At 68.8% G+C, this 24,280-nt stretch carries 24 protein-coding genes; 20 read left to right on the forward strand and 4 right to left on the reverse strand.

Annotation, left to right across the window (positions count from 1 at the left end; all coding sequences use genetic code 11):
* Positions 1 to 114 precede the first annotated feature (114 nt).
* The 6 genes from LI92_RS05705 (at position 115) to LI92_RS05730 (ending at position 6,791) form a co-directional block, all read left to right on the forward strand.
* Entirely contained in the window at positions 115 to 1,596 is a 1,482-nt protein-coding gene (locus LI92_RS05705) for a glutamate-cysteine ligase family protein (RefSeq protein WP_046316920.1), read from the forward strand.
* 34 nt (positions 1,597 to 1,630) lie between these two features.
* On the forward strand, positions 1,631 to 2,389 hold the full coding sequence (locus LI92_RS05710) for a deoxyribonuclease IV (protein ID WP_046316922.1): 759 nt from the start codon (positions 1,631 to 1,633) through the stop codon (positions 2,387 to 2,389).
* A gap of 318 nt (positions 2,390 to 2,707) precedes the next feature.
* Positions 2,708 to 4,348: an acyl-CoA dehydrogenase family protein gene (locus LI92_RS05715; protein WP_046316925.1), complete on the forward strand. Its 1,641-nt coding sequence runs from the start codon at positions 2,708 to 2,710 to the stop codon at positions 4,346 to 4,348.
* Between the two features lie 12 nt (positions 4,349 to 4,360).
* Positions 4,361 to 5,296: a crotonase/enoyl-CoA hydratase family protein gene (locus tag LI92_RS05720; protein WP_046316930.1), complete on the forward strand. Its 936-nt coding sequence runs from the start codon at positions 4,361 to 4,363 to the stop codon at positions 5,294 to 5,296.
* Between the two features lie 23 nt (positions 5,297 to 5,319).
* The gene (locus LI92_RS05725) at positions 5,320 to 6,030 is read left to right on the forward strand and encodes a PaaX family transcriptional regulator C-terminal domain-containing protein (protein WP_046316988.1); all 711 of its coding nucleotides are present in this window, start codon (positions 5,320 to 5,322) and stop codon (positions 6,028 to 6,030) included.
* Positions 6,027 to 6,791, forward strand: coding sequence for a crotonase/enoyl-CoA hydratase family protein (locus LI92_RS05730; RefSeq protein WP_046316934.1), 765 nt, complete (start codon positions 6,027 to 6,029; stop codon positions 6,789 to 6,791). Before LI92_RS05725 ends, LI92_RS05730 begins: the two co-directional genes overlap by 4 nt.
* A 33-nt stretch (positions 6,792 to 6,824) precedes the next feature.
* Here LI92_RS05730 and LI92_RS24280 read toward each other — a convergent pair whose 3' ends face one another.
* Together LI92_RS24280 and LI92_RS05740 are read right to left on the reverse strand one after the other, a co-directional pair.
* The gene (locus LI92_RS24280; protein WP_286134881.1) at positions 6,825 to 7,241 is read right to left on the reverse strand and encodes a DUF3060 domain-containing protein; all 417 of its coding nucleotides are present in this window, start codon (positions 7,239 to 7,241) and stop codon (positions 6,825 to 6,827) included.
* The gene (locus LI92_RS05740; RefSeq protein ID WP_046316938.1) at positions 7,238 to 7,603 is read right to left on the reverse strand and encodes a DUF3060 domain-containing protein; all 366 of its coding nucleotides are present in this window, start codon (positions 7,601 to 7,603) and stop codon (positions 7,238 to 7,240) included. The genes LI92_RS24280 and LI92_RS05740 overlap by 4 nt, the downstream gene beginning before the upstream one ends.
* Before the next feature lie 135 nt (positions 7,604 to 7,738).
* Here LI92_RS05740 and LI92_RS05745 point away from each other — a divergent pair, with 135 nt between their 5' ends.
* The 12 genes from LI92_RS05745 (at position 7,739) to LI92_RS05800 (ending at position 20,265) form a co-directional block, all read left to right on the forward strand.
* The gene (locus LI92_RS05745; protein ID WP_046316939.1) at positions 7,739 to 8,368 is read left to right on the forward strand and encodes a TetR/AcrR family transcriptional regulator; all 630 of its coding nucleotides are present in this window, start codon (positions 7,739 to 7,741) and stop codon (positions 8,366 to 8,368) included.
* Between the two features lie 255 nt (positions 8,369 to 8,623).
* Positions 8,624 to 8,998 carry a 30S ribosomal protein S12 gene (gene rpsL / locus LI92_RS05750; protein WP_046316940.1) on the forward strand — a complete coding sequence of 125 codons (375 nt, stop codon included), beginning with the start codon at positions 8,624 to 8,626 and terminating at the stop codon, positions 8,996 to 8,998.
* Positions 8,998 to 9,468 carry a 30S ribosomal protein S7 gene (gene rpsG / locus LI92_RS05755; RefSeq protein WP_046316943.1) on the forward strand — a complete coding sequence of 157 codons (471 nt, stop codon included), beginning with the start codon at positions 8,998 to 9,000 and terminating at the stop codon, positions 9,466 to 9,468. Before rpsL ends, rpsG begins: the two co-directional genes overlap by 1 nt.
* Positions 9,469 to 9,543: 75 nt before the next feature.
* Entirely contained in the window at positions 9,544 to 11,646 is a 2,103-nt protein-coding gene (gene fusA, locus LI92_RS05760) for an elongation factor G (protein WP_046316945.1), read from the forward strand.
* A gap of 91 nt (positions 11,647 to 11,737) precedes the next feature.
* Positions 11,738 to 12,928: an elongation factor Tu gene (gene tuf, locus LI92_RS05765; RefSeq protein WP_046316947.1), complete on the forward strand. Its 1,191-nt coding sequence runs from the start codon at positions 11,738 to 11,740 to the stop codon at positions 12,926 to 12,928.
* 102 nt (positions 12,929 to 13,030) lie between these two features.
* On the forward strand, positions 13,031 to 13,837 hold the full coding sequence (locus LI92_RS05770; protein WP_046316950.1) for an SHOCT domain-containing protein: 807 nt from the start codon (positions 13,031 to 13,033) through the stop codon (positions 13,835 to 13,837).
* Positions 13,838 to 13,887: 50 nt separating this feature from the next.
* The gene (locus LI92_RS05775; protein WP_082109573.1) at positions 13,888 to 14,718 is read left to right on the forward strand and encodes a mycofactocin-coupled SDR family oxidoreductase; all 831 of its coding nucleotides are present in this window, start codon (positions 13,888 to 13,890) and stop codon (positions 14,716 to 14,718) included.
* The gene (locus LI92_RS05780; RefSeq protein ID WP_152665348.1) at positions 14,715 to 15,929 is read left to right on the forward strand and encodes an NAD(P)/FAD-dependent oxidoreductase; all 1,215 of its coding nucleotides are present in this window, start codon (positions 14,715 to 14,717) and stop codon (positions 15,927 to 15,929) included. Before LI92_RS05775 ends, LI92_RS05780 begins: the two co-directional genes overlap by 4 nt.
* A gap of 63 nt (positions 15,930 to 15,992) precedes the next feature.
* Entirely contained in the window at positions 15,993 to 17,036 is a 1,044-nt protein-coding gene (locus LI92_RS05785) for a phosphotransferase family protein (RefSeq protein ID WP_046316953.1), read from the forward strand.
* 1 nt (position 17,037) lies between these two features.
* Positions 17,038 to 17,799: an SDR family NAD(P)-dependent oxidoreductase gene (locus LI92_RS05790; RefSeq protein ID WP_046316956.1), complete on the forward strand. Its 762-nt coding sequence runs from the start codon at positions 17,038 to 17,040 to the stop codon at positions 17,797 to 17,799.
* 24 nt (positions 17,800 to 17,823) lie between these two features.
* On the forward strand, positions 17,824 to 19,140 hold the full coding sequence (locus LI92_RS05795) for an acyl-CoA dehydrogenase family protein (RefSeq protein ID WP_046316958.1): 1,317 nt from the start codon (positions 17,824 to 17,826) through the stop codon (positions 19,138 to 19,140).
* Between the two features lie 156 nt (positions 19,141 to 19,296).
* Positions 19,297 to 20,265, forward strand: coding sequence for an NADPH:quinone oxidoreductase family protein (locus LI92_RS05800; RefSeq protein WP_046316960.1), 969 nt, complete (start codon positions 19,297 to 19,299; stop codon positions 20,263 to 20,265).
* On the opposite strand, the gene LI92_RS05805 is transcribed toward LI92_RS05800, so the two are convergent.
* Together LI92_RS05805 and LI92_RS05810 are read right to left on the reverse strand one after the other, a co-directional pair.
* Positions 20,252 to 20,656: a lipocalin-like domain-containing protein gene (locus LI92_RS05805; RefSeq protein ID WP_046316962.1), complete on the reverse strand. Its 405-nt coding sequence runs from the start codon at positions 20,654 to 20,656 to the stop codon at positions 20,252 to 20,254. The genes LI92_RS05800 and LI92_RS05805 overlap by 14 nt on opposite strands.
* On the reverse strand, positions 20,656 to 22,152 hold the full coding sequence (locus LI92_RS05810) for an acyl-CoA carboxylase subunit beta (protein ID WP_046316964.1): 1,497 nt from the start codon (positions 22,150 to 22,152) through the stop codon (positions 20,656 to 20,658). The genes LI92_RS05805 and LI92_RS05810 overlap by 1 nt, the downstream gene beginning before the upstream one ends.
* Before the next feature lie 151 nt (positions 22,153 to 22,303).
* Between LI92_RS05810 and LI92_RS05815 the strand changes: the two genes are divergently transcribed.
* Entirely contained in the window at positions 22,304 to 23,395 is a 1,092-nt protein-coding gene (locus tag LI92_RS05815) for a phosphotransferase family protein (RefSeq protein ID WP_046316967.1), read from the forward strand.
* Positions 23,396 to 23,420: 25 nt separating this feature from the next.
* A complete protein-coding gene (locus LI92_RS05820) occupies positions 23,421 to 24,254 on the forward strand; it encodes an enoyl-CoA hydratase/isomerase family protein (RefSeq protein ID WP_046316969.1) in 834 nt (277 codons plus the stop codon).
* Positions 24,255 to 24,280 lie beyond the last annotated feature (26 nt).

A 24,280-nucleotide genomic window follows, 5' to 3' on the forward strand; every position in this document is an offset into this window, starting at 1 on the left:
AGCCCCGGAGCAGCGCTCCGGGGCTCTTCTCGTTCGGCCGCGCAGAAGGCGGCGTGGACCCCCGGTGAGCACGCAAGGTTGCGGCCCGGCAGCCGACCCGGTTGCATCGTTGGCATGGGGGACGAACTCAAAGACACCACCTTCTCGCGCAAGCAGCGCCGCCAGTACCGGCACAAGATCCAGCAGTGCCTGGATGTCTTCGAGACGATGCTGGCCCAGTCCAGCTTCGACTGCGATCCGCCGTTGACCGGTATGGAGATCGAGGGCAACCTGATCGGCGCAGACTACCGGCCCGCCATGGCCAACGCCGGTGTCCTGTCATCTATCGACGATCCGGCGTTTCAGCGCGAATTGGGTTCCTACAACATCGAGTTCAACGTGCCGCCCCGGCAGTTCACGGCGCTGTCCGCGCTGGACCTCGAAGCGCAGGTGCGGGCCCGGCTCAATGCCGCCGAGGCCAAGGCCCGCGCCCACGACGCGCGGATCGTGATGATCGGGATTCTGCCGACGCTGATGCCCGAGCACCTGTCCGGGGACTGGATGAGTGACTCCGCGCGGTATGTGGCGCTCAATGACTCGATCTTCGCCGCCCGCGGCGAAGACATCGACATCGACATCGACGGCCCGGAGCCGCTGAACCTGCACGTCGGAGACATCGCGCCGGAATCGGCCTGCACCAGTACACAATTGCACCTGCAAGTCTCGCCGTCAGACTTCGCCAGCCACTGGAATGCCGCGCAGGTGGTGGCCGGCCCGCAACTGGCGATCGGCGCCAATTCCCCCTACTTCTTCGGCCATCGGCTCTGGGCGGAGACCCGGGTGGAGCTGTTCGCCCAGTCCACCGACACCCGCCCCGACGAGCTGAAGAACCAGGGCGTGCGGCCCCGGGTCTGGTTCGGCGAAAGGTGGATCACCTCGATCTTCGACCTGTTCGAGGAGAACGTGCGCTACTTCCCGTCGCTGCTTCCCGAGATCTCCGACGAGGACCCGGCCGACGAACTCGCGCAGGGCCGCCCCCCGCAGCTGGCCGAGCTGCGTCTGCACAACGGCACCGTCTACCGCTGGAACCGCCCGGTCTACGACGTCGTGGACGGCCGGCCACACCTGCGGGTGGAGAACCGCGTCCTGCCCTCGGGTCCTACGGTCGCCGACATGGTGGCTAACGCGGTCTTCTACTACGGCCTGCTGCACCGCCTGGCCCGTGAGCAGCGTCCGCTGTGGACCCAGTTGGGTTTTGCGGTGGCCCACGACAACTTTCGGCGGGCGGCGCGCCACGGCATGGCGGCCCGGCTGTTCTGGCCGGGCCTGGGCGAGGTGAGTGCGGCGGAGCTGACGCGGCGCGTGCTGCTGCCGTCGGCCCGGCAGGGTCTGGAGGAATGGGGCGTGGCAGCCGAGGTGGTCGACCACTACCTGGGCATCATCGCCGATCGGGTGACGACCGGACGCAACGGCGCCACCTGGCAGGTGGCGACGGTTCGGGCGTTGCAGGAGCGGGGCGCCAGCCGAACTGCCGCACTGTCGGAGATGCTGCGCCGCTACTGCACGCACATGCACACCAACCAGCCGGTGCACACCTGGCCGATCGAACTGGACTGACCGTCGGCGTCGCGGCGCCGGTAGGCTGGCCGCCGTGTTGATCGGATCCCATGTGCGCCCGCAGAATCCGCTGGCAGCCGCCGAGGCCGAGGGGGCCGAGGTGGTGCAGATATTTCTCGGCAACCCGCAGAGCTGGAAGGCTCCCAAGCCCCGCGAAGACGCGGCGCAACTGCGCGCGGCGGCGCTGCCGATCTATGTCCACGCGCCCTACCTGATCAACGTCGCCTCGCCGAACAACCGGGTGCGCATCCCGTCGCGCACCGTCTTGCAGCAGACCTGCGATGCCGCCGCCGACGTCGGCGCGGTGGCGGTGATCGTGCACGGCGGCCACGTCACCGCCGACGACGACGATCCGCAGGCCGGTTTCGTCCGATGGCGCAAGGCGCTGGACCGCCTGGAGACCACGGTCCCGGTGTACCTGGAGAACACCGCCGGGGGCGAGTACGCGATGGCGCGGCACTTCGACACCATCGCCAAGCTGTGGGACCACATCGGCGATACCGGCGTCGGGTTCTGCCTGGACACCTGCCACACCTGGGCGGCCGGGGAATCCCTGCCCGACGCCGTGGAGCGCATCAAGGCGATCACCGGGCGCATCGATCTGGTGCACTGCAACGACTCCAAGGACGCCGCGGGTTCCGGGCGCGACCGGCACGCCAACTTCGGTACCGGCCAGATCGATCCGGACCTGCTGGTCGCGGTGGTCAAGGCCGCCGGTGCGCCGGTGATCTGCGAAACCGCGGAGGAGGGCCGCAAGGCCGACATCGCGTTCCTGCGCGATCGCGTGAGCTGATAATGCGGATGCCGGAAAACCATCCCTTATGGCCGATTCAGTAGTTTCAACATGACAACGAGTTGGTTTCGTGCTACAAATGTGTGTAGGCGCCGTGACTGCGGCGGCTGCGCACTCGTCATCTCGGCACTGGAGGGGGTCCACATGTCTGAGCAACATGGCGTAGGGGGAATGCGCAGCGCCTAGTCCGGCGCCTCAAAATCGACGGCGGTCACGGCCTGAACCTCCCGACTTCAGGCTGTGACCGCCGTTTATTTCGTCGGACTCCTTGCGGTTACAGCCATTGTGCATGCGTGGAAAAACGGTAATACTCCGGTTATGGCCGACACGCATATCGTCACCAACCAGGTACTTCCGCTGGAGGGGTTCAACCCCGCCTCGTCCCCGGTCCTGATCGAGGCGCTGATCCGCGAGGGAGGCCAGTGGGGCGTCGACGCCGTGACCGAACTCGGAGCCCTGTCCGGATCCCAGCAGGTGCAACGCTGGGGCCGGCTGGCCGACCGCAACCGCCCGGTGCTGCACACCCACGACGTGGTCGGCAACCGGATCGACGAGGTCGAATACGACCCCGCCTACCACGAGTTGATGCGCGCCGCGATAGCGCACGGCCTGCACGCCGCCCCGTGGGCCGACCCGCGGCCCGGCGCGCACGTGGTCCGCGCCGCGCAGACCGGCGTGTGGACCGCCGAGCCGGGTCACATGTGTCCGATCTCGATGACGTATGCGGTCGTGCCCGCGCTGCGCAACAACGCCGAACTCGCCAAGACCTACGAGCCGCTGCTGACCAGCCGCGTCTACGACCCCGAGCTGAAGGTGCCGGTGACCAAAGCCGGAATCACCGCGGGCATGTCGATGACCGAGAAGCAGGGCGGCTCCGATGTGCGCGCCGGAACCACCCAGGCGGTGCCCAACGCCGACGGCAGCTACACCCTGACCGGCCACAAATGGTTCACCTCGGCGCCGATGTGCGACGTGTTCCTGGTGCTGGCGCAGGCGCCCGGTGGGCTGAGCTGCTTCTTCCTGCCCCGCATCCTGCCCGACGGGACCCGCAACCGGATGCGGCTGCAGCGGCTCAAGGACAAACTGGGCAACCACGCCAACGCCTCCAGCGAGGTCGAGTACGACGGCGCCACCGCGTGGCTGGTGGGACCGGAGGGCCGCGGGGTCTCGGTCATCATCGAGATGGTCAACCTCACCCGGCTGGACTGCGCGCTGGGCAGCGCGACCAGCATGCGGATGGGGCTGGCTCGCGCCACCCACCACGCGCAGCACCGCAAGGCGTTCGGCGCCTACCTGATCGATCAACCGCTGATGCGCAACGTGCTGGCGGATTTGGCCGTGGAGGCCGAGGCGGCCACCATGGTCGCGATGCGGATGGCCGGCGCCACGGACAAGGCGGTGCGCGGCGACGAGCGCGAGGGCCTGCTGCGCCGGCTCGGCCTGGCGGCCACCAAGTACTGGGTCTGCAAACGCGCCACGCCGCACGCCGCCGAGGCGATGGAGTGCCTGGGCGGCAACGGCTACATCGAGGACTCGCTGATGCCGCGGCTGTATCGGGAGGCGCCGCTGATGGGCATCTGGGAGGGCTCGGGCAACGTCAGCGCCCTGGACACGCTGCGCGCGCTGGCCACCGCCCCGCAGTCGGTGGACGTGCTCTTCGACGAACTCGCCGGCGCCGCCGGGCAGGACCAGCGCCTGGACGCCCACGTCGCGGCGCTGCAGACCCGACTGGCCGGCCTCGGATCCGACCTCGTCGCCGCCCAGAACCAGGCCCGCAAAATCGCCGAGGACATCGGCCTGGCGCTGCAGGGTGCGCTGCTGGTGCGCCACGGCCACCCGGCCGTGGCCGAGGCGTTCCTGGCGACCCGGCTCGCGCACCAGTGGGGCGGTGCCTACGGCACCCTGCCGGCCGGTCTGGACCTCGGACCGATCATCGAGCGCGCACTGGTCAAGGGCTGAGGCCGGCACGCCATGCGGCACCACATCGCCCCGGTCGAATTCGACAACCTGCGGACCATGACCTACGAGGTCACCGACCGCGTCGCCCGGATCACCTTCGACCGCCCCGAGCACGGCAACGCGATCACCGCCGACACCCCACTGGAGCTGTCGGCCCTGGTGGAGCGAGCCGATCTGGACCCGAATGTGCACGTGATCCTGGTGTCGGGCCGCGGCGAGGGCTTCTGCGCGGGCTTCGACCTGGGCGCCTACGCCGATGGGTCCGCATCGGCCGGCGGGGGGGACTACCGCGGCACCGTGCTCGACGGCAAGACCCAGGCCGCCAACCATCGCCCGGACAAGCCGTGGGACCCGATGATCGACTACCAGATGATGAGCCGTTTCGTGCGCGGTTTTGCGTCGCTGATGTACGCCGACAAGCCCACCGTGGTCAAGATCCACGGTTACTGCGTGGCCGGCGGCACCGACATCGCGCTGCACGCCGACCAGGTGATCGCGGCATCCGACGCCAAGATCGGTTATCCGCCGGCCCGGGTGTGGGGAGTGCCCGCCGCGGGACTGTGGGCCCACCGGCTCGGCGACCAGCGCGCCAAACGGCTTCTGCTGACCGGCGACTGCATCACCGGGGCGCAGGCCGCCGAATGGGGGCTGGCGATCGAGGCGCCCGATCCGGCCGACCTCGATGAGCGCACCGAGCGCCTGGTGGCCCGGATCGCCGCCATGCCGGTCAACCAGCTGATCATGACGAAACTCGCGCTCAACACCGCGCTGCTGCAACAGGGCGTTGCCACCAGCCGGATGGTCAGCACCGTATTCGACGGGGTGGCGCGGCACACCCCCGAAGGCCATGCTTTCGTCGCCGACGCGGTGGCACACGGGTTTCGCGACGCCGTGCGGCACCGCGACGAGCCGTTCGGGGACTACGGCCGGCAGGCCTCCGGGGTTTAGGAAGCCACGCCATGCCCGTACGGATGACAGCGCGCTCGGTAGTCCTGTCGGTGCTGCTCGGGGCGCACCCGGCGTCGGCTACCGCGGCTGAATTGTTGCGTCTCACCACCGGTTTCGGCATCAAAGAGACCGCCTTGCGGGTCGCGCTGACCCGGCTGGTCGCCGCCGGCGACCTGGTGCGCTCCGCCGAGGGCTACGGACTGTCCGAGCGTCTGCTCGAGCGCCAGCGTCAACAGGACGCCGCCCTGGACCCGCAGACCACAGACTGGGACGGCGACTGGCTGGCCGTGGTGATCACCAGCGTCGGCTGCGACGCGCGAACCCGCGCGGGCCTGCGGGCGGGGCTGTCCGAGCGGCGGTTCGCCGAACTGCGCGAGGGGTTCTGGATGCGCCCGGCCAATATCGCCGCCGAGCTCGACGGCTTGGCGCAGCACACCCGGCTGCTCACCGCTCGCGACGACCATCCGGCCGAACTGGCTGCCACACTGTGGGATCTGACCGGGTGGGCACGGACCGGCCACGAGCTGCTCGCCGCCATGGCCGAGGCGACGGACATCCCGGCCCGCTTCGTCGTCGCTGCGGCCATGGTCCGCCACCTGCGCCGGGATCCGGTGCTGCCAACCGAACTGCTTCCGGCGGATTGGCCGGGAGCGCGAATCCGCAGCCGCTACGCGGCCTTCGCGGACGAACTGGCCTCGCGCCGCGAGGCGGGCCGAGAGGCGGTGTTGCAATGAACGATTCGGTACGTGTGGAGCGCAGCGGCCCGGTCACCACGGTGATCCTCAACCGGCCGCACGCGCGCAACGCCGTCGACGGCCCGACCGCCGCGGCGCTGTATCAGGCCTTCGACGAGTTCGACCGCGACCAGGCGGCGTCGGTGGCGGTGCTGTGGGGAGACCACGGAACATTTTGCGCGGGTGCCGATCTCAAAGCGCTGGGCACCCCGAACGCCAATCAGACCCACCGCAGCGGTCCCGGCCCCATGGGGCCCACCCGAATGATGTTGTCCAAACCGGTGATCGCCGCGGTGAGCGGTTACGCGGTGGCCGGGGGACTGGAACTGGCGCTGTGGTGCGACCTGCGGGTGGCCGAGGCCGACGCGGTGTTCGGCGTCTTCTGCCGGCGTTGGGGGGTACCGCTGATCGACGGCGGCACCGTGCGACTGCCTCGGCTGATCGGGCACAGCCGCGCCATGGACATGATCCTCACCGGCCGGGCGGTGAACGCCGAGGAGGCGCTGGCAATCGGCCTGGCCAACCGGGTGGTTCCCCCCGGCCACGCGCGCCGGGCGGCGGAGCGGTTGGCGCTCGACCTGGCCGAGCTGCCGCAGGGCTGCCTGCGTTCGGACCGGTTGTCGGCGTTGCGGCAGTGGGGCCTGACCGAATCCCACGCACTGGATCAGGAATTCGACAGCATCGAGCGGGTCGGCGATGAGGCGCTGCGCGGGGCGGGCCGGTTCGCCGGCGGCGCCGGCCGCCACGGCGCCAAAGCCTGAGCGCGGGCCCGGGTGCCCAGCGGGCGTTGCCCGTCAGCGTCGCGCGGTGACGGTGTTGCCCGAGCCGCGATCGTCGACCTTCGGCTGCCCGTCGCGATAGGTGACCGAATTGTTGAGCCCGGTCAGTGTCAGGGTCTTGCCGATGCGCTCGATGGTGATGCGGTTGTCGGCGCCGCTGACGTCGACTGCCGCACAGCTGCCCCGGACCGTGAGCTTGTTGTTGGAACCGGCCACGGTGAGCGACTTGCCGTCAGCGCAGTCCAAGGCCGACGTCGCGCCGAACGACGCGTAGCTGAGCATGTCGGAGAACTGGCCGCCATAGCTCTTGGCGATCCGAGCGGATTCGGGCGCCGGCGAGCCGCAGCCGGTGAGCACGACCGCCAGCACTGCGATGCCGCCGGCCGCCAGCGGGCCGCGGCAGCGCCGGCGACCGCCGGTCACGCCGGTCACGCCGGTACGCGCTGGAGCCGGTTGGTCATGCCCAGCTCGCGTCCGCGGTCGAACAGCAGGGGATCACCGTTGTGGTAGTAGACGGTCTGGTCGTAGCCGTAGACGGTGACGTCGTTGACGATGTTCTCGGCGATCACGGTGTTCTGCGAACCCTGCATGGTCACCGCCCAGCAGCTGCCCACCGCGTGGACGGTGACGTTGACGCCGTTGACGAACAGCGTCCCGCCGTTGCAGTCCAGAACATGCGTATCGTGCACCCCGTAGATGTGGATGTCGCCGGGCACCGCTTGCGCGCTCGGGGCGCCGCCCAGGAAACCGGCTGCCAGAGCCAGCAGCGCGCCGGCACACGCGGTCCATTTCATCGACGGGCACCTCTCGCCAGACTCAATTTCGGCACAGCTTACGTCGGACGCGCGGGCGCGTACGCGAGTTCCCCCACTGATCGGTCGATTAGAGTTCTGTGCTGACCTCCTCGGCCAATGTGAAGGGCGTACTCCATGTCAGCTCGGCCAGACCCGCCCGCACCGGGGGGTCGCTCGCGCGCCAACGGCAAATCGGGGGCGCGCCCGGTCAAGCTGAGCCGTGACGGCATCGTCAACGCCGCCCTGAACTTTCTGGACCGGGAGGGCTGGGATGCCCTGACCATCAACGCGTTGGCCACGCAGCTGGGCACCAAGGGACCGTCGCTGTACAACCACGTGCACAGTCTGGGCGACCTGCGGCGCGCCATGCGCATGCGTGTCATCGACGACATCCTCGAGATGCTGACCCAGGTCGGCCAGGGCCGCGCCCGCGATGACGCGGTGCTGGCGATGGCCGGTGCCTACCGCAGCTACGCCCACCACCACCCGGGCCGGTATTCGGCGTTCACCCGGATGCCGCTGGGCGGCGACGACCCGGAGTACACCGCCGCGGCCACCCGGGCGGCCGCCCCGGTGATCGAGGTGTTGATGTCCTATGGGCTCGAAGGGGAGCGGGCGTTTCACGCGGCCCTGGAGTTCTGGGCGGCCATGCACGGGTTTGTGCTGCTGGAGATGACCGGAGTCATGGACGACGTAGACACCGACGCGGTCTTCGCCGACATGGTGCGCAGGCTGGCTTCGGCGATGGACAGCCGCACCGCGTAGCCGGGGGGCGGGCGCGGGAGCCCGGCGTCGACGCGCTTTGACCTGCCAGAGTGTTGGCGGGTATTGTGGTAGCTCGTGCCTGGCCACCGAGGCGCGTTTGGTGACATAACGCGCGCGCCTGGCCCAATTCGCATGTCCATTATGCAGCGGAGGAATCCGCAGCGGCCCATGCGACACGCCCGACCGCGGGGTAGCGGTGGGGCACAGACTGCAGGATTTACGAGAGTTTTGAACAGCGATACAGGAAGCCGGTAGATGCCAACCATTCAGCAGCTGGTCCGTAAGGGCCGCCGCGACAAGGTCGCCAAGGTGAAGACCGCGGCCCTCAAGGGCAGCCCGCAGCGTCGGGGGGTGTGCACCCGCGTGTACACCACCACTCCGAAGAAGCCGAACTCGGCACTTCGCAAGGTGGCGCGTGTCAGGCTGACCAGCCAGGTGGAGGTGACCGCCTACATCCCGGGTGAGGGTCACAACCTGCAGGAGCACTCGATGGTGCTGGTGCGTGGCGGGCGTGTGAAGGACCTGCCGGGTGTGCGCTACAAGATCATTCGCGGCTCGCTGGACACCCAGGGAGTCAAGAACCGCAAGCAGGCCCGCAGCCGCTACGGCGCGAAGAAGGAGAAGAGCTGATGCCGCGCAAGGGCCCCGCACCCAAGCGTCCGCTGGTCAACGACCCGGTCTACGGATCCCAGCTGGTCACCCAGCTGGTCAACAAGGTGCTGCTCGACGGCAAGAAGTCGCTGGCTGAGCGCATCGTCTACGGCGCTCTCGAGCAGGCTCGGGAAAAGACCGGCACCGACCCCGTCGTGACGCTCAAGCGTGCGCTCGACAACGTCAAGCCGGCTCTGGAGGTCCGCAGCCGCCGTGTCGGTGGCGCCACCTACCAGGTGCCGGTCGAGGTGCGCGCCGAGCGCTCCACCACCCTGGCGCTGCGCTGGCTGGTGAGCTTCTCGCGGGCCCGCCGGGAGAAGACCATGGTCGAGCGGCTGGCCAACGAGATCCTGGACGCCAGCAATGGCCTCGGCGCCGCGGTCAAGCGGCGCGAAGACACCCACAAGATGGCCGAGGCCAACCGGGCGTTCGCGCACTACCGCTGGTGATCACGTCGGCGTAACCGCTGACGCGCACCGGCGACAACAAGCAACCGAAGTTACCGAAAGAGTGGGAAGACTGCTGTGGCACAGGACGTGCTGACCGACCTGAGCAAGGTCCGCAACATCGGCATCATGGCGCACATCGATGCCGGTAAGACGACGACGACCGAGCGCATCCTGTACTACACCGGCGTCAACTACAAGATCGGTGAGACGCACGACGGCGCCTCCACGACCGACTGGATGGAGCAGGAGCAGGAGCGCGGCATCACCATCACCTCCGCCGCGGTGACCTGCTTCTGGAACAAGAACCAGATCAACATCATCGACACCCCCGGGCACGTCGACTTCACCGTCGAGGTGGAGCGCTCCCTGCGGGTGCTCGACGGCGCGGTCGCGGTGTTCGACGGCAAAGAGGGCGTGGAGCCGCAGTCCGAGCAGGTGTGGCGGCAGGCCGACAAGTACGACGTGCCCCGGATCTGCTTCGTCAACAAGATGGACAAGCTCGGTGCGGACTTCTACTTCACCGTGCGCACCATCGAAGAACGGCTCGGCGCGCGGCCCCTGGTGATCCAGCTGCCCATCGGCGCGGAGAACGACTTCGAGGGCATCGTCGACCTGGTCGAGATGAACGCCAAGGTGTGGCGCGGCGAGACCAAGCTCGGGGAGACCTACGAGACCATCGAGATTCCGGCCGAGCTGGCCGACAAGGCCGACGAGTACCGCACCGCCCTGCTGGAGACCGTCGCCGAGACCGACGAGGCCCTGCTGGAGAAGTACCTGGGCGGCGAAGAGCTCACGATCGAAGAGATCAAGGGCGGGATCCGCAAGCTGACGGTCTCCTCGGAGCTGTACCCGGTGCTGTGCGGCAGCGCCTTCAAGAACAAGGGTGTCCAGCCGATGCTGGACGCGGTGATCGACTACCTGCCGTCGCCGCTGGACGTCGAGTCGGTGCAGGGCCACGTGCCCGGCAAGGAAGACGAGATCATCAGCCGCAAGCCCAGCATCGACGAGCCGTTCGCGGCGCTGGCGTTCAAGATCGCGGTGCACCCGTTCTTCGGCAAGCTCACCTACGTCCGGGTCTACTCCGGCCGGGTCGAGTCCGGCGCTCAGGTGATCAACTCGACCAAGGGCAAGAAGGAGCGGCTGGGCAAGCTGTTCCAGATGCACTCCAACAAGGAGAACCCGGTCGACTCCGTCTCCGCCGGCCACATCTACGCGGTGATCGGCCTCAAGGACACCACCACCGGCGACACGCTGTGCGACCCGAACAACCAGATCGTGCTGGAGTCCATGACTTTCCCGGCTCCGGTCATCGAGGTGGCCATCGAGCCGAAGACCAAGAGCGACCAGGAGAAGCTGGGCCTGGCGATCCAGAAGCTGGCCGAAGAGGACCCGACCTTCAAGGTGCACCTGGACCCCGAGACCGGTCAGACCGTGATCGGCGGCATGGGCGAGCTGCACCTGGACATCCTGGTGGACCGCATGCGCCGCGAGTTCAAGGTCGAGGCCAACGTCGGCAAGCCGCAGGTGGCCTACAAGGAGACCATCCGCCGCAAGGTGGAGAAGGTCGAATACACCCACAAGAAGCAGACGGGTGGTTCCGGCCAGTTCGCGAAGGTCATCATCGACGTCGAGCCGTTCACCGGCGAAGACGGCGCGACTTACGAGTTCGAGAACAAGGTCACCGGTGGCCGCGTGCCCCGCGAGTACATCCCCGCGGTGGACGCCGGCGCCCAGGACGCCATGCAGTACGGCGTGCTGGCCGGCTACCCGCTGGTCAACATCAAGGTCACCCTGCTCGACGGTCAGTACCACGACGTCGACTCCTCCGAGATGGCGTTCAAGGTTGCCGGCTCGCAGGCGCTGAAGAAGGCTGCCGCGGCTGCGCAGCCGGTGATCCTGGAACCGATCATGGCCGTTGAGGTCACCACGCCCGAGGACTACATGGGCGATGTGATCGGTGACCTGAACTCCCGCCGTGGTCAGATCCAGGCCATGGAGGAGCGCAGCGGTGCGCGCGTCGTCAAGGCGCAGGTGCCGCTGTCAGAGATGTTCGGCTACGTCGGAGACCTCCGGTCGAAGACCCAGGGCCGGGCGAACTACTCCATGGTTTTCGACTCCTACGCCGAAGTGCCGGCGCAGGTGTCGAAGGAGATCATCGCGAAGGCAACGGGCGAGTAACCAACTTCCCGCCCGTGCCGCTACGGTGGCACAAACGAGAAAAGATCAATCCTGCTGTAACCCAGCACCAACAAGTCCAGGAGGACAAGAAGTGGCGAAGGCGAAGTTCGAGCGGACGAAGCCGCACGTCAACATCGGGACCATCGGTCACGTTGACCACGGCAAGACCACGCTGACCGCGGCTATCACCAAGGTTCTGCACGACAAGTACCCGAACCTGAACGAGTCCCGCGCGTTCGACCAGATCGACAACGCTCCCGAAGAGCGCCAGCGTGGTATCACGATCAACATCTCCCACGTGGAGTACCAGACCGAGAAGCGGCACTACGCCCACGTCGACGCGCCGGGCCACGCCGACTACATCAAGAACATGATCACCGGTGCCGCCCAGATGGACGGCGCGATCCTGGTGGTCGCGGCCACCGACGGCCCGATGCCGCAGACCCGCGAGCACGTGCTGCTGGCCCGTCAGGTGGGTGTGCCCTACATCCTGGTGGCGCTGAACAAGTCCGACATGGTCGACGACGAGGAGCTGCTCGAGCTCGTCGAGATGGAGGTCCGCGAACTGCTGGGCGCCCAGGAGTTCGACGAGGAGGCCCCGGTGGTCCGGGTGTCGGCTCTGAAGGCCCTCGAGGGTGACGAGAAGTGGGTCAAGTCCGTCGAGGACCTGATGGACGCCGTCGACGAGTCCATCCCGGACCCGGTCCGCGAGACCGACAAGCCGTTCCTGATGCCCGTTGAGGACGTCTTCACGATCACCGGTCGTGGCACCGTCGTCACCGGTCGTGTCGAGCGCGGCGTGATCAACGTCAACGAGGAAGTCGAGATCGTCGGCATCCGTCCGGAGACCACCAAGACCACCGTCACCGGTGTCGAGATGTTCCGCAAGCTGCTGGACCAGGGCCAGGCCGGTGACAACGTCGGTCTGCTGATCCGTGGTGTCAAGCGTGAGGACGTCGAGCGCGGCCAGGTTGTGGTCAAGCCCGGCACCACCACCCCGCACACCGAGTTCGAGGGCCAGGCCTACATCCTGTCCAAGGACGAGGGTGGTCGTCACACGCCGTTCTTCAACAACTACCGTCCGCAGTTCTACTTCCGGACCACGGACGTGACCGGTGTGGTGACGCTGCCGGAGGGCACCGAGATGGTCATGCCCGGCGACAACACCGAGATGTCGGTGAAGCTGATCCAGCCCGTCGCCATGGACGAGGGTCTGCGGTTCGCCATCCGCGAGGGTGGTCGCACCGTCGGCGCCGGCCGGGTCGTCAAGATCATCAAGTAGTTCTCTTTCTGCGACAGCAGAGGCGAAAGCCCCCTTCCCCGCGTCGGAAGGGGGCTTTCGTATTCGCCGGCGAGAACCCGGCGCGGCGATATTCTGTGGCACATGATGTGGCGCTATGTGAAAGCCCAGTTCATGGTCCTGTTGTTCGGCGGACTGGTGGGGCCCATCTTCCTGATCTGCTACCTGAGTTTCGGCCGGCTGGCGGGACTGGAATGGATGCTCTACTGGGGCATTGCGGTCACCTGTGCTGACGTGGTGGCCGCGGTGCTGTGGACCGGCTACGGAGCGAAGGCCGCGAACCGGCAGCAGTACCTCGAACAGCACGGCGTGCTGGCCCTGGCGCAGGTGGTCGCCATTCACGAGACCTCGACCCGGGTCAACAACCAGCCGCTGGTCAAACTCGACCTGCACGTCGAAGGGCCGGGGCTGGTGCCGTTCGACACCCAGGACCGGGTGCTGGCCACCCTGAACCGGTTGCCGGTGATCACCGCGCGCCGACTTGCCGTCCTGGTCGACCCCGCCACCAACGACTTCTGCGTCGATTGGCAGCGCAGCGCGCTGCTGGGCGGCACGGTCCCGGCACGGTTCACCCTCGCCGAGGACAACAAGACCTACGACCTGACCGGCCACACCGGCCCGGTGATGGAGATTCTGCAGATCCTGCGGGCACACGGCATCCCGGTGCAGGGCCAGATCGACATCCGTTCCGACCCGGCGGTGCGCCAGCAGGTGGCCGCGGTGGTCCGTCAGGCCGCCGAGCAGGCCACCGAGGCGGCGGCGGGCCGGGACGCCGCCGAGCCGCGATCGGCCGGAGAGCGCCTGCAGGAATTGGAGGTTCTGCGCCAGGAAGGAGTCGTCACCGACGACGAGTACCACCAGAAGCGGCAGCAGATCATCGCCGAGCTGTGACGGTCCCGATCGGTAGAACACGTTCTATATCCAGCTGTTAGCCTCGTCAGGTGAGCGAGAGCCAGAACCACAATCTGCAGGGCAAGGTGGCCTTCGTGACCGGCGCGGCGCGCGGTCAGGGCCGTTCGCACGCGATCCGGCTGGCGGCCGCCGGCGCCGACATCATCGCCACCGACATCTGCGGTCCGGTGTCGGACTCCATCACCTATCCCGCGGCCACCCCCGAAGATTTCGCCGAGATGGTCAGCGCCGTCGAGGCCCACGGCCGCAAGGTGCTGGCCCGTCCGGTGGACGTCCGTGACGACGAAGGGCTGCGCAGCCTGGTCGCCGACGGCGTCGAGCAGTTCGGCCGCCTCGACGTCCTGGTCGCCAACGCCGGTGTGCTGAGCTGGGGCCGGCTGTGGGAGCTCACCGACGAGCAGTGGAACACCGTGATCGACGTGAACCTGACCGGCACCTGGCGCACCATCCGTGCGGCGGTGCCGGCGATGATCGCGGCCGACAACGGCGGATCCATCGTGATCGTCAGTTCCTCGGCGGGCTTGAAGGCCACCCCGGGCAACGGCCACTACGCCGCGAGCAAGCACGCGCTGGTGGGCCTGACCAACACGCTGGCCCTCGAAGTCGGGGCGCACCGCATCCGGGTCAACTCGATTCACCCCTACTCGGTGGACACTCCGATGATCGAGCCGCAGGTGATGGCCGAGATCTTCACCGAGCGGCCGGACTATCTGCACGCGTTCCCCCCGATGCCGCTGCACCCGCAGTCGTTCATGACGCCTGACCAGGTCTCCGACGTGGTGGTTTGGTTGGCCGGCGATGGCTCTGGAATCCTGACGGGAGTCCAGATCCAGGTCGACAAGGGCGCGCTCAAGTACTGATCGCCTCTGGTCGGCAGAACAGGGGGATAGTGGTGCCCGACAACGGGATCGTCATCGTCGGCGGCGGCCTGGCAGCCGTGCGCACAGCCGAGGAACTGCGGCGCGCGGAATACGCGGGTCCGATCACGATCGTCTCCGACGAGTCCCGACCGCCGTACGACCGGCCGCCGCTGACCAAAGAGGTGCTGCGCGGTGAGCGTGACGACACCACGCTGGAGCCCCCCGAGTTCTACGCCGCCCACGACATCAGCCTGCGGTTGGGCTGCGGTGCCCGCAGCGTCGACACCGCGGCGCAGGAAGTGACCCTGGCCGACGGAACCGTGCTCGGCTACGACCACCTGGTGATCGCCACCGGGCTGGTGCCGCGGCGCATCCCGAGCCTGCCCGACCTCGACGGCATCCGGGTGATCCGGTCCTTCGAGGACAGCCTGGCGGTGCGCGACGATGCGGCCGGGGCGCGCCGGGCGGTGGTGATCGGGGCCGGCTTCATCGGTTGTGAGGCGGCGGCCAGCCTGCGCAAGCTGGGCTTGGACGTGGTCCTGGTCGAGCCGCAGCCGGCGCCGCTGGCCGCCGTGCTCGGTGAGCAGATCGGCGAACTGGTGGCGCGGCTGCACCGGGCCAACGGCGTCGACGTGCGCAGCGGCGTCGGGGTGGCCGAAGTTCGCGGCGCGGGACGGGTCCAGACCGTGGTGCTCACCGACGGGACCGAACTGGCGGCCGACCTGGTGGTGCTCGGCGTCGGCTCGACGCCCGCGACCGAATGGCTGGAGGGCTCCGGTGTGGAGCTGGACAACGGGGTGGTGTGCGACGCGACGGGACGCACCAGTGCGCCGCAGGTGTGGGCGGTCGGCGACGTCGCCTTCTGGCGGGGCCGCGACGGGCATCAGGTCCGGGTGGAGCACTGGAGCAACGTCGTCGCCCAGGCCCGCACCATGGTCCCGAACATGCTGGGCCGCGAGTCGCTGCACGACGTGGCGGTACCGGCGTATTTCTGGAGCGACCAGTACGACGTGAAGATCCAGTGCCTGGGCGAGCCGGAGGCCACCGACACCGTGCACGTGGTCGAGGACGACGGCCACAAGTTCCTGGCCTACTACGAGCGCAACGGCGTGCTGGCCGGGGTGGTGGGCGCCGGCCGGCCCGGCAAGGTGATGGGGGCCCGGGCCAAGATCGCCGCGGGAGCCCCGATCTCCGAGGTGCTCAACCCGTAGGCCGATCGTCCCCGACCTCCGGCGGAGAACGCTATTCTCTGACCGGAGATTGTGAGGTGCGCGATGGCGGAGGGCCAGCGGTCCCGGCTCGACGGTGCGTTGCTGGGGCGATGGCTCGACGCCAACGGGGCACCCGGCCACGGCGAGTTGCCCCGGCTTGAACCGCTGACCGGAGGCTCGCAGAACACGCTTTACCGGGTGCACCGGGGCGAGGCCGCCATGGTGCTGCGGATGCCCGGCCCGCGCGCCGACGCCGCCCGAATCGACGGGCTGCGGCGCGAGATCCGCCTGGTGCGGGCGTTGTCGGGCACCGACGTACCGCATGCGCAGCTGATCGCCGCTGACGACGGCGAGCTGCTCGGCACCCCGTTCTACGTCATGGCGGAGGTGACCGGCTGGAATTCGACCGGCAACGCCTGGCCGGCCCCGTTCGACACGGACCGAAATGCCCGCCGCGGCCTGGCTTTCGAGCTCGTCGAGGGCGCCGCCCGGCTCGGCCGGGTGGACTGGCGGGCGCAGGGCCTGGAAGGGTTCGGCCGCCCGGACGGATTCCACGAGCGCCAGGTGGACCGCTGGCTGGCATTCCTGGACCGCTACCGGGTGCGGGAGCTGCCGGGTCTGCACGAGGCCGCGGACTGGCTGCGCCGCAACCGGCCGCAGCACTACACCCCGGGCATCATGCACGGCGACTACCAGTTCGCCAACGTGATGTACGCCCACGGGGCACCGGCGAAACTGGTCGCCATCATCGACTGGGAGATGACGACCGTCGGGGATCCCCTGTTGGACCTGGCCTGGGCGTTGCTGGGCTACGACGGCGAGAACCCGCGCACCGACGGGTATTACGCCGACCTCACCGGTATGCCGGCCCGATCCGAGCTGCTGGCGCACTACGAGCGGCTCAGCGGCCTGTCCACCGAGAACATCGACTACTACCTGGTGCTGGCCAACTGGAAGCTGGGGATCGTGTTGGAGAAGACCTACGCCGCCTCGGTCACCGGCGCAGCGGTCGACCCGCAGATCGCCGCCGCCATGGGACCGATGATCCCGCAGTTGATCGGTGCCGCAGCCGAACTCGCCCGTTCCCTTCCGTCGAAGCGAGCGTGAGATGGGTTACGCCGACGCGCTCTTCGACCTGACCGACCGCGTGGTCCTGATCACCGGCGGCAGTCGCGGCCTGGGCCGCGAGATGGCGATGGCCGCCGCCCAGTGCGGCGCGGACGTGCTGATCGCCAGCCGCAAATTCGAGGCCTGCCAGCTGGCCGCCGCCGAGATCGAGGCCGCCACCGGACGCTCGGCGATGCCCTATGCCGTGCACGTCGGGCACTGGGATGAGCTCGACGGCTTGGTCGAGGCGGCCTATCAGCGGTTCGGCCGGGTCGATGTGTTGGTCAACAACGCCGGCATGTCGCCGGTCTATGACAAGCAGACCGACGTCACCGAGAAGATGTTCGACGCCGTGGTCAACCTCAACCTCAAAGGGCCCTTCAGGTTGTCGGCGTTGATCGGTGAACGGATGGTGGCGGCCGGCCGGGGATCGATCATCAATGTGAGCACCCACGGGTCGCTGCGCCCGCACCCGTCCTTCATTCCCTACGCTGCGGCCAAGGCCGGCCTCAACGTCATGACCGAGGCGCTGGCCCAGGCTTTCGGGCCGACGGTGCGGGTCAACACCTTGATGCCCGGCCCCTTCCTCACCGATATCTCCAAGGCCTGGGATTTCGGACAAGACGCCAACCCGTTCGGCTCCGCGGCATTGCAGCGCGCCGGCAATCCCCCCGAGATCGTCGGCGCAGCCCTGTTCTTGATGTCGGATGCCTCCAGTTTCACCACCGGCTCGATCCTGCGGGCCGACGGCGGCAGTGCCTGAGGCACCGACGAAAGGAACGAAGCGATGGCGTGGGACTTCTCCACCGAACCGGAGTTCGAGGCCAAGCTCGACTGGATCCGTTCATTCGTGCGCGACGAGGTCGAACCACTGGAAGTGCTGTTTCCCGGCTGCGAATATCTGCCGCTGACCGAGGAACGCCGCCGTATCGTCGACCCCCTCAAGGACCGGGTGCGCGAGCAGGGGCTGTGGGCTCCGCACCTGGGTCCCGAGCTGGGCGGTCAGGGATTCGGGGCGGTCAAACTGACCCTGATCAACGAGATCCTCGGCCGATCCAGCTGGGCGCCGATCGTGTTCGGCACCCAGGCCCCCGACACCGGCAACGCCGAAATCCTGGCCCGTTTCGGCACGCAGGAGCAAAAAGACCGCTACCTGGCCGGGCTGCTGTCGGGGGAGATCTTCTCCTGCTTCTCGATGACCGAGCCGCAGGGCGGAGCCGACCCGCGGGTGTTCACCACCAGTGCCCGGCGGGCCGGCCCCGAAGACGATGCCGACTGGGTGATCACCGGGCGCAAGTACTTCTCCTCCAACGCCTCGGTGGCGTCGTTTTTCATCGTGGTGGCCATCACCGACCCGGATGTGCCCGTGCACCGCGGGGCCTCGACGTTCTTGATCCCGGCCGGCACCCCCGGCCTGGTCATCGAAGCCACCCATCACCTGGTCGGCTCGCATCCCCACGAGGCCGGGCATTCCCTGGTGCGCTACGACGACGTCCGAGTGCCGGCCGACGCGATCCTGGGGGAGCCGGGGCAAGGATTCCTGATCCTGCAGAGCCGGCTGGCCGGCGGGCGCCTGCATCACGCCATGCGCTCGATCGGCGTGGCGCAGCGCGCCATCGACATGATGGCCCGCCGCGCCAAAAGCCGCTTCACCCAGGGCAGTTCGCTGGCCGACAAGCAGCTCGTGCAGGCCTTCATCGCCGACTCCTACGCCGAACTGATCCCGTTCCGCCTGACGGTGCTGCACGCCGCGTGGCTGATCGACTCCGGCGACGAGAAGGCGGCCCGCGCCGAGATCGGGGTCTGCAAGATCCTGGCCTCGCAGATACTCAAGTCGATCGGGTTGCGCGCCATCCAGGTACACGGCGCCATGGGGCTGACCGAACAGCTGCCGCTGACGAATGTGCTGCTGGGCGGAGTGGCGCTGGGCCTGGCCGACGGTCCCACCGAGGCGCACAAGGTGAACCTGTCCCGGCTGCTGCTCAAGGACTACGAGGCCGAGGATCCGGAGTGGCCCAGCGAGTTCCTGGACAACCGCCTCGCGGCCGCCCGCGCCAAGTACGGCCACCTGCTCGACGAGATCCCCGCGGTGCCCCGACCATGAGCCGGGCCGAGGCGACGACCCCCGCCGGGATGGCGGCCTGATCTGTGGCGCTACCTTGACGACCATGCGTGGCTACCTCAACACGGGTCGCCGGCCTGCGCCGGCCGATGTGGATCACCTTGTGTCGTTCTGCCTGCGTGGGCTGGGGGCCCACTGATGCGCGCGATCGTCTGCGAGCGCTACGGGCCGCCCGAGGACCTGGTGCTGCGGGAGCTGCCGGATCCCGAGCCCGGGCCCGGCACCATGGTGGTGCGGGTCCGTGCGGCGGCGGTCAACTTCCCCGACGTGCTGATGATCGACGGCAAGTACCAGCTCAAGATCCCGGTGCCGTTCACCCCCGGCAGTGAGCTGGCCGGGGACGTGCTGGCCGTCGGGGACGGCGTGTCCTTCGCCCCCGGCGACCGGGTGGTCGGCACCTCGTTCGTGGGCGGCTTTGCCGAGCAGGCGCTGGTGCCCGCCGCGGTGGCCTCTGCGATCCCCGAGGGCATCGACTACGCGGCCGCGGCCGGTTTCGGCGTCACCTACCGCACCGCCTACCACGGGCTGCGCTCGGTGGCCCGCGTCGGCGAAGGCGACTGGGTGGTGGTGCTGGGCGCGGCCGGCGGCGTCGGGCTGGCCGCCGTCGACCTCGGCGTGGCGATGGGCGCCAAAGTACTCGCGGCGGCCTCCAGCCCGGAGAAGCTGGAGGCGTGCCGGCAACGCGGCGCGGCGGCGACCGTGGACTACGACCGCGAGGACCTCAAGACGCGCATCCGCGAGATCACCGGCGAGGGCGCGCAGGCGGTGCTCGATCCGGTCGGCGGGCCCTACGCCGAGCCCGCGCTGCGCAGTCTGGCCCGCGGCGGGCGCTTCGTCACGCTGGGCTATGCCTCCGGCGTCATTCCCGCGATCCCGCTGAACCTGGTGATGCTCAAGGGCATCACCGTACAGGGCATGGAGATCCGCACCTTCGCCACCGACTTTCCGGCCGAGAACGAGCGCGATCTGGCCGAGCTGCAGCGGCTGTTCGCAGACGGCACGGTCAGCCCCTACATCGGTGCCCGTTTCCCGTTGGCCGAGACCGCGGCCGCGCTGCGCTACGTCGCCGACCGCAAGGCCGTCGGCAAGGTCATCATCGACGTCTGACCCAGACCAGGGTGTGCCGGCCCGTCACCCCGTCACTGGTGGTGGTCGCCGACAGGGTCAGCCGGTCGCCGTCGACGCGCGCCTGCCGCACCTGCGGTGCCGCCAGCAGCTCCGGCAGCATCGACACAGTGACTTCGTGGCGCACCGTCGCGGCGTCCTCGTCGACGTGGAAACGCCCGCCGTAGGCGATATAGCCGGGCGACATGTCGTCGCGCCCGGCCCCGTCGGCGCTCCCGGTCAGCTGCGCGGACATGTAGCCGTCGCCGGTGTAGAGGATCAAGCCGCGCGGCGCTGTGCCCAGGGGATGCGACACCGCGCCGGTGGCGATGTCGACGGAGTCGAACGATGCCAACTCCCAGCCGCCGAGCAGGGCCTCGCGCAGGGTGCTCATCAGGGCATGATGACGGTTCGGGCCACCGGCTCGGCGGCGGCCTGGCGGCTGTGCAGGCCACGCTGCAGGGCGCACAGCAGCGCGTCGCGGGTCTCGCGGGGATCGATGAGCTCGTCGAAGCCGAGCTGCTGGGCGGAGTGGTAGGAGGCCTGCAGTTCGGTGTCGCGCAGCTTGGCCGCCAGATCCTCCCCGGCGTGCGAGGCCGCGCTGAGCGCCGCAGCGCTCATCGCGCCCATCGTCGCCCCGGGATAGGCGAAGGTCGCCACCTGCGCGTCGAAGCCCAGCAGCGACATCACCATGGAACCGAACCCGTAGGCCTTGCGCAGGGTCAGATGCAGCTTCAAGGTGGTGGCCGCGGTCTGGGCGGCGAACATCCGGGCACCGGCCCGCAGCACCCCCGCGCGCTCCGAGCGGCTGCCGGGCAACATGCCGGGATTGTCGGCCAGGAACACGATCGGCAGGTGGAACGAGTCGGCCACCATGATGAAGTGCGCCGCCTTGTCCGCGGCGTCGGTGTCGATGGAACCGGCCAGCACCTGCGGCTGGTTGGCCACCACCGCAACCGGATGGCCGCCCAGATGCGCCAGGGCGCAGACGATCGCGCGGCCGAACCGCGGTTGGACCTCGAACCAGTCGGGCCGGTCGAAGACGACGTCGAGCACCGAGCGCATGTCGTAGACGCGGCGGTTGTCGCGCGACACGATGTCGAGCAGTTCGGGCGTGGCCCGTGCTTCGGCCGCGGCATCCGGTGCCAGCGACACCGGATAGGACCAGGCGCTGGACGGAAAATAGGACAGGTAGCGGCGGATGTCGTCGAGCACCGCCGCGTCGTCGGCGCCGAAGTTGTGCACCACACCGCTGGTCAGCGCCACGTCGGGGCCGCCCAGGTCTTCCTTGGAGATCACCTCGCCGGTGGACTCTTTGACCACCGGCGGGCCCGCGGTGAAGATCGCGCCGTGCGGGCTCATGATCCGGAAATCGCAGACCGGGCCGACCAGGGCGCCGTGCCCGGCCGACGGGCCGAGCACCGCGGCCACGGTCGGCACCTTGCCCGAGCACTGCGCCTGGGCCAGCAGGTCGGTGGGGGTGCGGCCGTAGTGTTCCCCGGTGGGCCGGAACCCGGCACCCTCGAGCAGCATCACCAGCGGGATCTTGTCGCGCAGCGCCAGTTCGGCGATGCGGTAGCGCTTGGCGTTGCCGCCGGGGCCGATACTGCCCGCCAGCGTGGTGAAATCCTCAGCGCCCACCATCACCGGCGAGCCGTTGATGAGCCCCGATCCGACCACGATGCCGTCGGCGGCGATCTGGCCGCCGACCATGGAGCCCAGTTCACGGAAGCTGCCGGGGTCGAGCAGGTGACCGATGCGTGCGCGCGCGTCGAGTTTGCCGGCAGCCCGGTGTTTGGCCACCCGTTCGGGGCCGCCCATGGCCCGGGTGCGCTGCCGCCGACGGTCGAGGTCCTCCAGCGTTTCCTGCCAGTCCCGGGCATTGGTCATCTGCGGCGTCCTCTTTCGTTGACCATACTGAAATTCTTACTGTAGCGTCTGCGAGCATGGCTGGAAGCGGCTTGCGGAGGCTCGCCCGGTATTCGCGTCGGCCGGAGCGTTCGGCTGAGCTCGGTTGGGCCGCAGCCGAGTTGGTGAAGTCGTGAACGCGCGGACCGCGATACCCCGGTATCCGCGCGACGTCACGAGCCAGTGGCTGTCGACGGTGTTGAGTGCCCGCGGCGAACCGGTTGAGGTGGCCTCGGTCGATGTCGTCGCCGTCGGTACCGGGCAGACCGGCGCCACCTATCGGGTGCTGGCCGACTACCGCGACAACCCCGCCGGGCTGCCGGGCAGTTTCGTGATCAAGCTACCGGCCGCCGATGACGCCGTGCGGGATCGCGTCGTCCTGGGATATCGCAGTGAGTGCGCCTTCTATCAGGAGGTCGCCGCGCGGGTGAAGGTACCCATACCACAGTGCTTCCACTGCGAAATCAACGAGGATGCAACCGAGTACGCACTGCTGCTCGCCGACCGGTCGCCCGCGGTTCAGGGCGATCAGATCGCCGGCTGCGACCCGCACCAGGCCCGGCTGGCGGCGACCGCGCTGGCCGGTCTGCACGCTCCCACCTGGTGCGACCAGCGCTGGCTGACCTTCCCCGGCCTGGCCATGACCCAGCTGGACGAGGCCGGCGCCAAGGGCATGGGCGACATCGCCCGGATGTGCGCCGCCACCACCGTGGCACGGCTCGGCGCCCAACTCGGCGACGCCGACTGCGCGACGCTGACCGCGGCCCTGGACCTCATCACCCCGTGGCTGTCGGTACCCCTGGGCCGGTTCGCGCTGATCCACGGCGACTATCGGCTGGACAACATGCTGTTCAGTCCCGACGGCGAGGCGGTCTGGGTGGTGGACTGGCAGACGCTGGGTGTCGGGCTGCCGGCCCGCGATCTGACATTTTTCACCGGCACCAGCATGGAACCCGAGCTGCGCAGCCGGATCGAGGCCGATCTGGTCGCCGAGTACCACAGCGCCTTGCTGGGCCACGGTGTCACCGGCTATGACCGGGAAACCTGTTGGCAGGACTACCGCTTCGGCGCGCTGCAGGTGCCGCTGATCTGCGCGCTGGGCCTGGTGTTCGCGACCGGCACCGACCGCGGCGACGACATGTTCGTGACGATGCTGCGGCGGGGATGCCAGGCCATCCGTGATCTGGGCACGCTGGAGCTGGTGGCCGAGCTGGCCGGTCGTTGACGACGGAGAAGGAGAGTCGGCGTTGATGGACGCTCAACCGCAGGGGTCCTCCCGGTCGGGGCCACCCGAGGGGGACTGGCTGGGGACGCCGTACCTGACGCTGCGGCGGGAGGGGCCCATCGCCGTCTGCACCATCGACCGGCCCCAGGCCCGCAATGCGCTGACCCCCGCCATGTACTTCGGTCTGCGGTACGCGGTGGGCCGGGTCAATCAGGATCCGGAGCTGGCCGGGCTGCTGATCACCGGTACCGGCGACGTGTTCGCCCCCGGCGGCGACATGGGCGGCGGCGGCGCGGACGACTGGATCACCTTCGGTTCCGCTCTGGGCATGGACATCACCCCGTTCGACACCCTGCGCAGTTCGGCCAAGCCGGTTGTCTGCGCCGTCAACGGACTGTGCCAGGGCGGCGGGCTGCAGATCGCCCTGTGCAGTGATGTGGCGGTGGTCAGCGACCGGGCCACCTTCCGGGTGCCGGAGCTGTTCCGCGGGATCGCCGACACCTATTACAGCCAGATGCTGGCGCGGGTGATCGGGCCGGTCCGCACGCGGGACCTGATGTTCACCGGCCGCACCGTCGATGCGCACGAGGCCCTGGACTGGGGCCTGGTGGCCCGGGTGGTTGCCCACGACGACCTGCTCGACACCGCGCGCGAGGTGCTGGCGCAGTGCTGTCGCACCGCCCCGGCGGCGCGCGGGGTGGTCAAGGCCAGCCTGGACTCCTACCTCGGCCTGTTCGACCGGATCGGGATGAACGCCAGCCTGGGTGCCCCGGAGGCCGTCGAGGGTTTCCGGGCGTTCAAGGAACGCAGATCACCGCAGTGGGTCCACCCCGATCTGCAGGTCGACGGCCGGCTCTGAGGTGAGCCGCTGCGTTCACGCAGAAC

The sequence above is a fragment of the Mycobacterium sp. UM_Kg1 genome, from assembly GCF_000972925.1.
Classification (GTDB): Bacteria; Actinomycetota; Actinomycetes; order Mycobacteriales; family Mycobacteriaceae; genus Mycobacterium; species Mycobacterium hiberniae.

Excerpts from the sequence above, each read along its gene's own strand:
- LI92_RS05705 (WP_046316920.1), top strand. The coding sequence starts at position 115 with ATGGGGGACGAACTCAAAGACACCACCTTCTCGCGCAAGCAGCGCCGC.
- LI92_RS05715 (WP_046316925.1), top strand. The coding sequence starts at position 2,708 with ATGGCCGACACGCATATCGTCACCAACCAGGTACTTCCGCTGGAGGGG.
- LI92_RS05720 (WP_046316930.1), top strand. The coding sequence starts at position 4,361 with ATGCGGCACCACATCGCCCCGGTCGAATTCGACAACCTGCGGACCATG.
- LI92_RS05725 (WP_046316988.1), top strand. The coding sequence starts at position 5,320 with ATGACAGCGCGCTCGGTAGTCCTGTCGGTGCTGCTCGGGGCGCACCCG.
- LI92_RS05730 (WP_046316934.1), top strand. The coding sequence starts at position 6,027 with ATGAACGATTCGGTACGTGTGGAGCGCAGCGGCCCGGTCACCACGGTG.
- LI92_RS05740 (WP_046316938.1), bottom strand. The coding sequence starts at position 7,603 with ATGAAATGGACCGCGTGTGCCGGCGCGCTGCTGGCTCTGGCAGCCGGT.
- LI92_RS05745 (WP_046316939.1), top strand. The coding sequence starts at position 7,739 with ATGTCAGCTCGGCCAGACCCGCCCGCACCGGGGGGTCGCTCGCGCGCC.
- rpsL (WP_046316940.1), top strand. The coding sequence starts at position 8,624 with ATGCCAACCATTCAGCAGCTGGTCCGTAAGGGCCGCCGCGACAAGGTC.
- rpsG (WP_046316943.1), top strand. The coding sequence starts at position 8,998 with ATGCCGCGCAAGGGCCCCGCACCCAAGCGTCCGCTGGTCAACGACCCG.
- LI92_RS05770 (WP_046316950.1), top strand. The coding sequence starts at position 13,031 with ATGATGTGGCGCTATGTGAAAGCCCAGTTCATGGTCCTGTTGTTCGGC.
- LI92_RS05785 (WP_046316953.1), top strand. The coding sequence starts at position 15,993 with ATGGCGGAGGGCCAGCGGTCCCGGCTCGACGGTGCGTTGCTGGGGCGA.
- LI92_RS05790 (WP_046316956.1), top strand. The coding sequence starts at position 17,038 with ATGGGTTACGCCGACGCGCTCTTCGACCTGACCGACCGCGTGGTCCTG.
- LI92_RS05795 (WP_046316958.1), top strand. The coding sequence starts at position 17,824 with ATGGCGTGGGACTTCTCCACCGAACCGGAGTTCGAGGCCAAGCTCGAC.
- LI92_RS05800 (WP_046316960.1), top strand. The coding sequence starts at position 19,297 with ATGCGCGCGATCGTCTGCGAGCGCTACGGGCCGCCCGAGGACCTGGTG.
- LI92_RS05805 (WP_046316962.1), bottom strand. The coding sequence starts at position 20,656 with ATGAGCACCCTGCGCGAGGCCCTGCTCGGCGGCTGGGAGTTGGCATCG.
- LI92_RS05810 (WP_046316964.1), bottom strand. The coding sequence starts at position 22,152 with ATGACCAATGCCCGGGACTGGCAGGAAACGCTGGAGGACCTCGACCGT.
- LI92_RS05820 (WP_046316969.1), top strand. The coding sequence starts at position 23,421 with ATGGACGCTCAACCGCAGGGGTCCTCCCGGTCGGGGCCACCCGAGGGG.